The 13,025-nt window shown below is 29.5% G+C and carries 11 protein-coding genes and 1 pseudogene; 9 read left to right on the forward strand and 3 right to left on the reverse strand.

Features of this window, described 5'->3' with window-relative positions; all coding sequences use genetic code 11:
- The first annotated feature begins 187 nt into the window (after nucleotides 1–187).
- The 8 genes from KPL37_RS11375 (at nucleotide 188) to KPL37_RS19770 (ending at nucleotide 7,626) form a co-directional block, all read left to right on the forward strand.
- Complete coding sequence (locus KPL37_RS11375; protein WP_216149409.1) at nucleotides 188–1,564, forward strand: hypothetical protein; 1,377 nt, start codon at nucleotides 188–190, stop codon at nucleotides 1,562–1,564.
- Nucleotides 1,557–2,036, forward strand: a complete 480-nt coding sequence (locus KPL37_RS11380) for a sortase (RefSeq protein ID WP_216149411.1) — start codon at nucleotides 1,557–1,559, stop codon at nucleotides 2,034–2,036. Before KPL37_RS11375 ends, KPL37_RS11380 begins: the two co-directional genes overlap by 8 nt.
- Before the next feature lie 213 nt (nucleotides 2,037–2,249).
- A complete protein-coding gene (locus tag KPL37_RS11385) occupies nucleotides 2,250–2,513 on the forward strand; it encodes a hypothetical protein (RefSeq protein WP_216149413.1) in 264 nt (87 codons plus the stop codon).
- A 916-nt stretch (nucleotides 2,514–3,429) separates the two neighbouring features.
- Nucleotides 3,430–5,112: a ribonuclease J gene (locus KPL37_RS11390; RefSeq protein ID WP_425514036.1), complete on the forward strand. Its 1,683-nt coding sequence runs from the start codon at nucleotides 3,430–3,432 to the stop codon at nucleotides 5,110–5,112.
- A 276-nt stretch (nucleotides 5,113–5,388) separates the two neighbouring features.
- Nucleotides 5,389–6,318: a metal ABC transporter substrate-binding protein gene (locus KPL37_RS11395; RefSeq protein WP_343216255.1), complete on the forward strand. Its 930-nt coding sequence runs from the start codon at nucleotides 5,389–5,391 to the stop codon at nucleotides 6,316–6,318.
- 212 nt (nucleotides 6,319–6,530) lie between these two features.
- A complete protein-coding gene (locus KPL37_RS19760) occupies nucleotides 6,531–6,857 on the forward strand; it encodes a YuxH family protein (RefSeq protein ID WP_246578241.1) in 327 nt (108 codons plus the stop codon).
- Nucleotides 6,858–6,872: 15 nt separating this feature from the next.
- Nucleotides 6,873–7,265 carry a YuxH family protein gene (locus KPL37_RS19765; RefSeq protein ID WP_246578242.1) on the forward strand — a complete coding sequence of 131 codons (393 nt, stop codon included), beginning with the start codon at nucleotides 6,873–6,875 and terminating at the stop codon, nucleotides 7,263–7,265.
- Nucleotides 7,252–7,626: a YuxH family protein gene (locus KPL37_RS19770; protein WP_246578243.1), complete on the forward strand. Its 375-nt coding sequence runs from the start codon at nucleotides 7,252–7,254 to the stop codon at nucleotides 7,624–7,626. The genes KPL37_RS19765 and KPL37_RS19770 overlap by 14 nt, the downstream gene beginning before the upstream one ends.
- Before the next feature lie 153 nt (nucleotides 7,627–7,779).
- Here KPL37_RS19770 and KPL37_RS11405 read toward each other — a convergent pair whose 3' ends face one another.
- The 3 genes and pseudogenes from KPL37_RS11405 to KPL37_RS11415 all read right to left on the reverse strand — a co-directional run bounded on the left by KPL37_RS11405 (nucleotide 7,780) and on the right by KPL37_RS11415 (nucleotide 11,521).
- A complete protein-coding gene (locus KPL37_RS11405; protein WP_216149415.1) occupies nucleotides 7,780–8,043 on the reverse strand; it encodes an HPr family phosphocarrier protein in 264 nt (87 codons plus the stop codon).
- Between the two features lie 341 nt (nucleotides 8,044–8,384).
- On the reverse strand, nucleotides 8,385–9,224 hold the full coding sequence (locus KPL37_RS11410; protein ID WP_343216256.1) for a [formate-C-acetyltransferase]-activating enzyme: 840 nt from the start codon (nucleotides 9,222–9,224) through the stop codon (nucleotides 8,385–8,387).
- Nucleotides 9,221–11,521 (reverse strand): annotated as a pseudogene (locus tag KPL37_RS11415) (formate C-acetyltransferase). The gene KPL37_RS11410 and the pseudogene KPL37_RS11415 overlap by 4 nt, the downstream one beginning before the upstream one ends.
- A gap of 461 nt (nucleotides 11,522–11,982) precedes the next feature.
- Here KPL37_RS11415 and KPL37_RS11420 point away from each other — a divergent pair.
- On the forward strand, nucleotides 11,983–12,744 hold the full coding sequence (locus KPL37_RS11420) for a DeoR/GlpR family DNA-binding transcription regulator (protein WP_216149417.1): 762 nt from the start codon (nucleotides 11,983–11,985) through the stop codon (nucleotides 12,742–12,744).
- Nucleotides 12,745–13,025: the final 281 nt, after the last annotated feature.

The following is a 13,025-nucleotide window of genomic DNA, read 5'->3' on the forward strand; positions in this document are numbered from 1 at the left end:
TAGGCTAAATGTGAGGCTTTTTTTTATTTGTGTAAGCGATCAAAGAAACTTATTATTTTAAATATTATAAACATATATATGTAATAATAAAAATTGACCAAAAGTGGGTTTTAAATCTTGTTTACGATTTGTTAACATTATGATATAGTTTTACAGCTATGAAAAATATTATACGGAGGTAGATGATATGACAAAATTTGAATTAAGAGGATGTTCCTTTATAATTGCTATAGCTATGTTGTTTTTGGTATTGCCAATGTCTATAGTAAATGCGCAAACGAAAACGCTCTCAGATGCCATATTAAAGACAAATGCAGTAACATCGATGGAAAGTAACGGTAAATTAAGCTTGATATTTAAGTCTAAAGGGCTTTCGAAACAAGATCAAGAAGATTTCGGGATGATAAGTGATATGTTAAACAACTTACAGGTAAGTTTTAATGCTAAAACATCTGGGAATATTGATGGAACAATTGTAAAACAATATGTTAAAATGACAGCAATTGTAGGCGGAAGCCCATATGCTGGAGAATTGTGGAGTGACATAAATCTTACAGGTAAAGCCCCTATAGTTAAAGAAATTATAAAATCACCACAATTATTTGAAATGATGTCATCACCTGAGAATGTTAATAAATATATGTTAATAGATTTTAATGAGATGAATAAAACATCAGGAATTCAATCGGAACTAGGCAACATGGATTTTGGAAAAATGATTAGTGAAAATAAAGAACTACAGGAGTTAATTATAACTTTATTTAAAAAATATTCGACGCAATTAGGTATGGATTATAATTATATATTTAAAGATGGGAATGTGTATAGGGTTAAAATTGATGATACACAATTCAAAAATATTATAAGAAAAGTAGTTAATTTAACTGCTGAAAATGAAGAAGTACAAAATCTTATAAGAGATTTAATAATCACAGAAATGAAAAATACGGGAGCATCAACCGTTGAAGTTAATAGTATGAAAGCAGATATGGATAAGATATTTACTACACTTGAATCACAAGGTTTTTTGGATGGATTTAACCAAATGATGGACAAGCTTAAAGATATAAAGATACTAGGAGATAAAGGAATTGATATTAGCTATACAATAGATGAAAATGGATACGTAATAGGTACGAAAGGCGATATAGAACTTGTTTTAGATATGGCGAAGTTAGATAAAGCTTTTACGCAAAGTGCAAGTAAAAGTGTATCGGACGATGCAACTGAAATTATGAAAGCGGGCACATATACAGTGGGTTTGCATTATGAAATGAATAACAAGAACATTAACGGGAATGTAAATATTATAATACCAACGCTTACCTCATCAAATTCATTTAGTTTTGCAAATATGTTTGACGAACCAACTGATACGGATACAAATAATCCTAATTTTAATAATGGTAACAATTCAGGAGGACAACAAGGAAGCGTTACACATACAGTTAATGGAGGTACACTTCCGAACACTTCCACTCATTTGTACCAGTTACTCCTTATTGGTATAGCTATAACATGTATAGGATCTTTAGGATTAAAAGGCAGAAAACGCTATGAATAAATTGAAAACATTATTGAGTAAAATTACTATCATTAAGGTTCTGTCTACTGTGTTTATGGGCTTTGGGATAGGAATTATTGCTTTTGCAGCATATAGTATATGGTCACAGTCTAATTACTCTGTTAAGGCAGTTCCAAGCCATATTTCTAAACCAATAACAAAAGGCGTAGGTCACTTTACGCAAAGCGTACTTCCTGGCGAAAAAGATAATTGCGTTCTTTCTGGGCATCGTGATACTGTCTTTGGTAAAATAGGAAATCTTAAGATAGGAGACCAATTGATTGTGCAAACATCAGCAGGTATATTCACATATAAGGTAAAAAGCACGCGAATTGTTCATAAAGATGATAAGACAGTTATTGTACACACAAGCAAGGCAAATCTAACACTAACAACCTGTTACCCATTCAATTTTATTGGGGATGCTCCAGATCGTTATATTGTCTTCGCAAATTTAATTAATTCAAAATAAATAAGTTATAATTGTTTTATTTTCTAAAAAGTGGCAATAACTATAAAGGAGTAGAATAAATTCTAGTGTTTAAGAGCAAATCTATTAAAATATATCATCCGTATCTATAATGTAAGTTGATTATCTATAATGAATTATATATAATAGGAATGTACAAGAAAAAATATGAAGTAAATATAGGAATATTACTTATATTATACAAGGAGGAAATAAATGAATATAGATGTAAACTCACCACTTGATGAACTATTAGAAACTTGGGCTATGTATTCACAAAAGCTTGTCTATACTATGCTAACTGAAAAAGCTGAACTTGATGAATTTAATAAAGTGAAATTAGTCCTAAAAACAAAAGGAATAGTAAAATTAGAAATACATAATGTTTATGATAATGAATATGTTTTGCATTACCTTAAGCAAGGTGGACTATTTACAAAAAGAATTATTTTAAATAAGGAAGCAGCTAATTTAGAATAGTACTAAATTTCATAAAGTATTTTCTAAAATAACTAGTGATTATGCTAGTTATTTTTTTATAAAACAAGTAACGTTTGTATATGCTTGTTATTCTTGTATAGTCTAAATATGGAAATAAAACTATGATTTATGTTTGAATAATGTGATATTTTAATATATTGCAATTATTCTTAACTTTTTTCATATTATAATCAAATATAATATGGTATAATTAAATTGGATTAGTATAATGCATTGTTATAGAATGTAGGTATTATGAAATTATAAAAATCTCATATAGTGAGCAATCTTAAAATATGAATAATAGTATAAAAATATATATGTAAAGAGAGTGATGTTTTAAAAAGACAACACTTTAAAATATAAATCTATTAAGAAACATTAAAAAAATATTATAAGAAAGGAGAAAAATTATCAGTTAATTGGTAAAATATAGCGGAATATTTTTTTAAAATTAAAAAACATTATAAAGTAAATTGATATAGCTGAGTTTATTGAATTGTTACGGCAAGGTAAAAGGGTATAGTAGAGATAGGTTAGCTAGATTTGGATATCGGCAATACAAACTATTCTCTCACAAAAATAAATACTTATAAAGTAATTGTAATAAAAATATAAAAAAAAGGTAGGTGAAAACCTGATTTATGGTTAGTTAATAGAAAAAAACACTTGGAATAGTAAATTAATGAAATCTCATAAGGACGTATCTCATTTTATGGGTGGAAATCTAAAACTCCTTATGAAATTGTTAATGCATCTTTAAAAAAGATGAGCGGCTCCGTAACTGATAAATGTTAAATAGAGTAAGCGGCGCTGACCTAAGCAATTGTATTCTGTGATACTACCATTTTGTTTAGTCGACAGAACGAAAATATTGGATGAATAGAATGCCTAATATTTAGAAATCGGGGAAATAGTGAATAATAATTATAGAAGTAAGGGTAAAAACAAAATTAGAGTTATCCCAATAGGTGGACTTGGAGAAATTGGGAAAAATATTACTGCAATAGAATATAAAGAAGAAATTATTGTTATAGATTGTGGAATTTCATTTCCGGATGTAGACATGTATGGAGTAGATTTGGTAATTCCTGATATAACATACCTTTTGGAAAATAAAGATAGAGTAAAAGGGATTTTCCTAACACATGGTCATGAAGATCATATAGGAGCATTACCTTATGTTTTAAAACAGTTGAATGTGCCAGTTTATGGAACGTGTCTAACACTAGGACTTGTAGAAAACAAGTTACAAGAACATGGTATACTAGCAGATTGTACACTAAATATAGTAAAAGCTGGAGAAATAGTTAAGCTTGATAAAATTAGTGTAGAATTTATAAGAGTTAGTCATAGTATTGCAGACGCATGCTCGCTTTGTATACACACTCCTATTGGAAGAATTATACACACGGGAGATTTCAAAATAGATTATACTCCAATAGACGGAGAAGTTATAGATTTAGAGAGATTTGCAAAATTAGGTGGTCAAGGGGTTTTACTACTTATGGCTGATAGTACTAATGTAGAGCGTCCTGGTTTTACTATATCCGAGAAAGTAATTGGAGAAAATTTGAAGAAAATTTTCTATAAAGCTGAAGGTAGAATTATAGTAGCATCATTCGCATCAAATATCCATAGAATACAGCAAATTGCAAATGCTTCAATTTTCTACGGAAGAAAAATAGCATTTAGTGGAAGAAGTATGGAAAGAATATCTGAAATAGCTATGAATCTAGGATATTTGCATATACCAGCTGAAGCTATAGTTACTGTAGCAGATCTTCATAACTATCCTGATGATAAGGTAACAATAGTAACTACAGGTAGCCAAGGTGAGCCATTAGCTGCATTAACTAGGATGGCATCAGCTACGCATAGAAGCATTCAGATACAAAAGGGAGATTTGATTATTTTATCTGCATCTCCTATCCCAGGGAACGAAAAGTTCATATATAATGTTATAAATGAACTATTTAAAAAGGGAGCTAATGTAATATATAATACTACAGAAGAGATTCATGTTTCAGGGCATGCGTGTCAAGAAGAATTAAAATTAATGCATGCATTAGTACGTCCTAAATACTTTATGCCAGTGCATGGTGAATATAGACATCTTAAACAACACGCGTTACTTGCAGAAAAATTAGGAATGAGTCCAGATAATATTTTTATAGCAGAAACTGGACAAATATTAGAAGTATCTCCAAGCGAATGTAGAATAGCTGGAAGAGTTCAAACTGGAGCTATAATGGTAGATGGACTTGGAGTTGGAGATGTTGGAAACATTGTACTTCGTGATAGAAAGCACTTAGCTGAAGAAGGTATACTTACTGTAGTAGTTACTATAGAAAGAGAAACTTATAGCATTGTAGCAGGGCCAGACATAATAACTAGAGGATTCGTATATATGAAAGAATCCAATGAACTTATTAATGAGGCTAGAGACATAGTACGAAAAGAATTAGAACAGTGCTTAAATAATAAAATTAAAGAATGGGCAGTAATAAAATCTAGTATTAGAAATGCTTTAGGCCAATTCTTATATATAAAAACTAAGAGAAGACCTATAATTATACCTATAATAATGGAAATATAATAAGGTTAAGTTTTTATGATTTATGTTTAGTTATGGAAAAGAGTGTGTATTGTAATGATACATACTTTTTTGTATGTTAAATAAGATTAAGAGTCATAAGGTAGAAACTTGAATTATGGCAATAATTAAAGTATTGACAAGTTGCAAATATTTGAGTATATTATAAGAGGTAATGCAAATGATTTGCAACAAACGATAAGAGCCTTTTAGGGGCTTTTAATATTTATAAGTAATATTTGTAAGTAATTTGAAGGAAATGACTTAAGGAGTGAAAAAATATTGAAAAAAATTATTAGCATGATGTTTTTGACATGTATTATATTTACATTAGTTGGATGTTCAAAGTCTACACTTAATATGAACGAGGAAGCTACAAGTAACGTTAAAAATGATAAATCGAAGCTACAGGTAGTAGTGTCTTTTAATCCATTGAAGGAGTTTGCAGAGGCTGTGGGTAAAGATAAGATACAGGTAACAACAGTAATACCAGAAGGTGTTGAACCCCATGATTTTGAGCCGAAAATAAAGGATATGAAAAGTATAAGTGATGCCGATTTATTTGTCTATTCCGGATTTGGAATGGAAACCTGGGTTGACAAAACTCTAACTTCTATAGATAATAAAAATTTGGTTGTCGTTAATTCCTCGCTTGGAATAAGTCCAATAAAAAGTGGAGTGGATGAAGTTAAGGAGCATGGACAATTCGATCCACATATATGGCTTAGCTTAAAAGATGCTAAAATTCAAACTAAAAACATAAAAAACGCAATGGTTAAAGCAGACAAGAAAAATGAAGTGTATTATGAAAAAAATTATGAAGAGTTTTCAAAGAAACTTGATAAGCTTTATAGTGAATACAATACAAAATTCGCAGGGGTAAAAAACAAGAATTTTGTTACTGGTCATGCTGCCTTTGGTTATTTGTGCAGAGATTTTGGGTTAATACAAAATAGTGTAGAAGATGTATTTGCAGGAGGAGAGCCTACCCCTCAAAAACTAAAAAAAATAGTTGAGTTATCTAAAAAATATGAAGTGAAAGTGATTTTTATGGAGGAGCTTGCAAGTCCTAGAGTGTCTGAAACTCTTGCAAAAGAGGTAGGAGCTAAAGTACAAAAAATATATACAATAGAAAGTAATGAAGATAATAAAGGCTATATAGAGAGTATGGAAGATAATTTATCTAAGATATATGATAGTTTAAAATAATAGTTAACCCTCGTCTTAATTTAAAGCGGGGGTTAATTGTTATTTTATACATTTATAATAGTAAAAAATGTTTATATTGGTTTGCGATCCGGTTATATTATTAATAATACAAACAAAATATAGTGCATGATATATGTGATATTGTAAATACGTGTAATATTATGTATAATAAATATAATACATTATAAATGGATTTTAATAAGGAGGTAGTTATGAATGTTTTTTTAGCAAGACAGCCAATTCTTAATAAATTCAATAAATTATTTGGATATGAATTGTTATTTAGAGATAGTGAAAAAAACATATACCAGAATGAAGATGGAGATAAGGCAACTATTGAGGTTATAAAAAACAGCTTTGTAAATATAGGAATTGATAAAGTGGTAGGAGGTAAAAAAGCTTTTATTAATTTTACTGAAAATATTTTAAAATCTGATATCTTTATGGTTTTACCACCAGAAGTAGTGATAATTGAAATATTAGAGGATATAGAACCTACTGATAAAATAATAGAGCTGTGTAAAGGTTTAAAAAAATAGGGGTATCTAATAGCCTTGGATGATTTTGTTTATTCAAGCAAGTACATAAAGCTTATAGAACTCGCAGATATAATTAAAGTGGATTTTAAAATAACTAAAGGTTATGAAAGAAGAAAAGTAATTGAAAAGGTGAACTCTCCAAATATAAAGTTTATTGCAGAAAAAGTTGAAACTATGGAAGAATTCCATGAAGCAGTTTCATTTGGGTATTCATACTTCCAAGGCTATTATTTTAGTAGACCGCTAATAGTTTCAGGAAAAAGAATATCAGAAAATAAGATTGTTTATATGAAATTATTGAAGGAAATTAATAGTGGAAGTTTCGATATAGATAGAATAGAAGAGTTAATAAAAAGAAATAAAAAAGTGGTTATATTTAATAGTTTTCAAAACTATGGGGGAGGATAAACCAGAAATTATAGTGATAGAATCGTTAACAAGAGCAAGGTTTGCAGAATTAATATCGTGTAAAATTAGAAAAGGTGCTAATTCATTTAATGCTTATATAGTAGGTCTATTTTCTATGGTTGATTTACTTTTGGAGGTACCACTAGAACAAATACTTCAGGAACTATTGCTACCAATTGAAGTAAAGGGTGCTTTAGATGGGAATAGTAGTAATAATGATTATAGAAGATTACTCGATTTAATTATAAATTATGAAAAAGGCCAATGGGATGAGGTAACAAAAATTTCTAAACAATTAAAATTAGATGAAAAGTGGTTGCCTAATGCATACTATGAGGCAATTTTTTATGCAAATGAGTAGTTGTCATGAACATGTCAATCTTTTTTTAATTTTAATTATCTAATAAAAAGTAGAATAAATCCAAAAAAAATTACTACTCAGATATTAATTATATAAAATATCCGAGTAGTAATAAATGCTTAGTTACTACAGCATTTTAAATTATAATTTTGACTATTCTTCGCCAAATTTATTTTCTACAAGGCTTAGTAAAGCAGCCATAGCTTCTTTTTCATCTGCACCTTCTGTAACAATTTTAATTTCTTCATCTTTTTTTAAACCTAAACTCATTATGTTTATTATAGATTTTGCATTTGCAACTCCAGTACCATGTACAATACTAACAGTAGACTTAAATTTGCTTGCAGTTTTTACAAAGATAGAAGCTGGTCTTGCGTGTAACCCTTGTTCATTTAATATTTTAACTGTTTTTTCCATTAATATAGCCTCCTAAAATTAAATACTTACTCATCACCTATAATTTCCCTTATATCTAAAATATAAGGAAGATTCTGATTTTATAAGAATTGACTGTTAAAGTTATAGCAACTGCGCCTATAATGTAAAATATGTAAATGTTTTCTATACATCATAAAATGCAGTATATAATTATTATAACATATTTATCTGTCATTTATTATAACTTTAATTTGAATTCTTGTAAACATTTTTTTATACCATCGGGTTAAACAGAAAAATTTATATTATAATCCTTGATTTTATCTGTACATAACGTTATATCATGTGAATGAGTTTTATATTTTATGAATTATTAATAATTAACCACCAATAACTACTTTTAGACCGTTATTTAACATTTCATTCCTTATTTTTTCTATATCTTCATTAGAAGGGACAGACATGTTTATAAGTTTATATTCTCTATCTAATAATTTATATTTATTGCTTCCATACTGATGAAATGGTAGAATATGAATTTCGGTAAGGTTTAAACTTTTAACAAAAATTATTATTGCCTTTATATTTTCATCATTTAATGTAAAACCTGGTATTAAAGGTACTCTAGGTATTACTTTTTTATGCATTTTTACTAGTGTTTCAATATTTAATTTTATTAAATCTATATCTGCACCGAGTAATAATTTTGACTTTTTTTCATCCATTATTTTAAGATCAAATAATATTAGATCCAAATATGGTGCTAGATTAATAAGATCCTTAGTATTTCCTTGTCCACTAGTTTCAATAGCAGTATTTATACCTAGGTTTTTAAGTTTTTTAAGTAACTCTTTTGCAAAAACACTTTGAGATAACACTTCACCACCAGATAGAGTTACACCACCGGTAGATGTACGGTAGAAAATCATATCCTTTTGTACCTCGCACATAATCTCCTCCACAGTCATATATTTACCAAACTCAGTAATTGCACCTGTTGGGCATTCATCCACATCAAATGCGCAATGATTGCAATGTATACACTTATTAGAGATTCTTACCTTTTGAATATCGAATCTTGTGGATTCAGGGTTGCAACACCAAGGGCATTTAAGTGGACAACCTTTAAAGAATACAATTGTTCTAATTCCAGAGCCATCATGTAGGGAGTATCTTTGAATATTAAAAATTAATGCTTTCAGATAATCACTTCCTATTATAAAATATGTTCAGTTCTTCTTATAATATCATCTTGAATCTCACGGCTGAGTTCTATAAAAAATGCACTGTAACCTGCAACCCTTACTACTAGACCCTTATAGTCATTTGGACTTGCTTGAGCGTTTTTAAGAGTGATTGCGGAAACAATGTTAAACTGTACATGCTGTATTTTTAGTTTCATAAAGGCAAATAGAAAATCAGATAATTTATTAACACCACTTACGCCCTCTAGAGTTTTAGGGTTAAACTTAACATTAAGTAAGCTTCCATTTGTTGTTAAGTAGTTATCTAGTTTGCTTACGCTTTTAAGCACTGCAGTAGGACCAAGAATATCTCGGCCGATCATAGGGGACAAGCCACCATCAGCAAGCTGCTCACCAGATTTACGTCCATCAGGCGTAGCTCCTACAGATTTCCCAAGGGGAATGTGGGCTGATACTGTATAGGATCCAGGTACAAAGGTTCCACCTCTTGGAGTTACGTGTTTTTCAACAGATTTTGCGTAATATCTAAGAATATCTGAACTGATATTATCTACTTCGTCATTATCATTACCGTATTTGTCATATTTATTAATTAAGCGAAGTCTGAGTTTTTCATTCTCAAAACCTTCAAAATTACACTCTAAAACCTTTATTAGCTCACTAAAGGAAATTCTTTTCTCGCCAAATACAATCTTTTTTAGAGCGTAGAGTGAATCACTTAAGTTTGCTATACCGATACCTTGTACACCAGAGAAATTATATTTTGCACCGCCATATGTTATATCTTTTCCATTTTGAAGGCAATTATCAATAAAACATGACAAGAGTGGAACGGGTGCAAATTCCTTATGTGATATATCAACTATATTGCAACCATCAACCATTATTTTTACGTATATATCAATCTTATTTTTGATGGCAATTATAATTTTATCAAAAGTAATGTCCTTATCATTTTGATTTTCAGTTAAAGTTAATTGCATTACTTTTAATAAATTAAAGAGTGCGATATCATGTAGGCCATAGGTTTTTCCAGGGATTGAAAGTTCTACGCAACCAACTACAGAATAATCTCTTGCATCCTCTAAACTTACATTTCTATTTAAAAATCCTGGGACTATTACTTCATCATTAAATATCTGAGGTATACCTGTACCAAACCTTATCGTTTCAGCAGTTTTTCTTAAGAAAGCTGGTTCTATAAGTTCATTAACCCTCACACCCAAATTTGGTTGTGGAAGGCGGATATCTTGATAAGCATCTAATGAAGCATAAGATAATGCATTAACGGCTGAGCGCCCCCTTGATGTAAGTCCACCAAGGGTTATAGTATAACCAGTTGGAAAACCTGCAAAGTATTTAGCACTATCACTACTTCTAATTAAAACTACATCATTAGTTTTAATCCATAAACAAGTTAGAATTTCTTTTAGATGATTGATGTTAACACCTGATACTAGGTCATTATTATAAAAGGGATACATGTACTTATCAAAACCACCTAAAGATATTGAGCTAGCATTTGATTCATACTGGAAAATCACGCATAAAAACCATAATAACTGACATGCTTCATAAAAAGTTTCAGGCTTTTCAATAGAGACTTTTGTTGAAACTCTAGCTATTTCTAAAAGTTCTAATTTTCGTTCCTTATTATCCTCATGCTTAGCATTTAATTTTGCGAGAGTTGCATATCTTAAAATATGAGCACTAGATGCTTTAAGAACAATAGTTGATGATTTATAGAAATCATTATCTGGGTGATCCTCAGACAAAGTGGTTGCGGTTTTAATTATATTGCCAAGGCCGAAATTTATTAACTTCTCAAAATTTGGTATTATATGTCCTTGACCCTTATCAGTTTAATTAATTTTAAAAATATCTAGATGTATGGGAGAACGAACTTCGGAGGTAAGCCTTTTATTAATAAAATCCTTTAGAGAGATACCTGACCAATAAGGATAAAGAACCTCTTTATAAGTCTTTTTATCCTCATTTGATATAAAAAATGGATCTTGTGGCCTGGTGCCCAGCGTATCAAGTTCATCATTAATCCAGTAAGGGTCCATTTCGGGAGAGATAATTCCGCTCCTTGGTTTTATTGTTCTATTACCAACTATAAGCTCTTCATCTCTTATAGATATTTTTACATTGTTTAGTATATGAGCAGTTGCCTTTGCCCGTCTTATAATTGTTTTTTGACCTTCGGTTTCTTTATAACTCTCTGTATATAGTAAGGCTCGTTCAATAGATACTTCGCGTTTGTTCTCAAAAAGACCAGTTTTTAGTTTTTGAATTCTATCACTTATCATAACTTACCTCCTGATTATATTTATATTTTAAACTATATTTAAAATTGTATTCTTAAAAGTACGGCAAGTATAATTAATTATCTTGTTGTAATTTATTGTTTGTTATTATTGTTTATTGTTTAATCCTATTGTATAATGAAATTAAGAAAAATTCAATATGTAATTATAAATATAATATTTGCTAGTTTAGGAGCTAAAATAACATTGAAAATTATGGATAGATTTAATATTGAGGATAAATATTATTAAAAATGATAAATAAAATTAAATATGATAGTTAACGTAAAAAGTTAAGAGGGGAGAAAGGCTAAAGGAGATAAAAAAATAAGAGGCAATGTTAACTTATAGATAAAACAATTGATGAAAAGTATTAAGTAAGGTTACGGTAAGTTTATTTTTAAGGTCTAGAAAAGTTTATACTAAATAATTAATGAATTATTAATAGGGTAAGGTGGGATACTATGTTTGCAGAGGAGAGGTTCGAGAAAATCATCCAGCTGTTAAATGAAAATCAAAAAGTAGTTGTAAAGGAACTAAGTAAGAAGTTTGATGTAACAGAGGATTGTATAAGAAAAGATTTAAAAACTTTGGAGAAACAGGGGATTATTAAACGAACTTATGGTGGCGGGGTACTAAATAGGCAGTTAGCACCACATGATGATATTTTGAGACGAGTAAATATTAATTCAGAAGGTAAAATAAAAATTGCTGAAAAGGCGTTTGAACTTATAAAGTCTGGAGAAACAATTTTTTTAGATATATCATCCATAAATATATTAATTGCAGAGAAAATTGCAAAAGGCAATAAAAAGCTCTTAGTTATAACTAACATGATTGATATTATTAGAACATTTTCAAAATCGGATCATGTGGACGTAATAGGCACTGGTGGAGTCTTTAATAAAGAAGTAAATGGTTTTGTAGGATCGTCAGCTATAGAGTGTATATTAAAGCACAAGGTAAACAGAGCCTTTATAGGTAGTTGTGGAGTTAATATGTTCGATAAAAGTATTACAACCTATGATATTGAAGATGGAAACACAAAAAAAGCTATTATTAGTTCAGGGAAAAAAGTGTATTTAGTGATAGAAAACAAGAAATTTTATTATGATGCAACTTATAAATTTGCAGAAATCTCAGATGTAGATGTTATCATTGTAGATGAGGTTCCAGATGAGAAAATTTGCTCGCAATTAGAAAATATGAATGTAGAGTTAATCTAAAATTATAGTAACTAAACACGTTTAGTGGTAATCTTTCTTTAATGACATTTCAGAAGGAGAGCCTCCCACTTGAGTAGTCACGGAAACTAATATGTAAAACTTGAATTTGTATGAAGTAATATCGAACTATAATTTTTGTGTTAAGAGAGCAGTTAGTAATAAAAATAGGTATAGCAAACAAGCCTACACGATGCAGGAATTTTCAGAGAAAAGCATTTAATTGTTAAATAGTTACACTAATAAATTTAAAATACTAAAATCTGAAACTTTAAGTCTTGCAT

Origin of the sequence: Clostridium frigoris (assembly GCF_018861865.1) — a bacterium.
Taxonomy (GTDB): domain Bacteria; phylum Bacillota; class Clostridia; order Clostridiales; family Clostridiaceae; genus Clostridium_AD; species Clostridium_AD frigoris.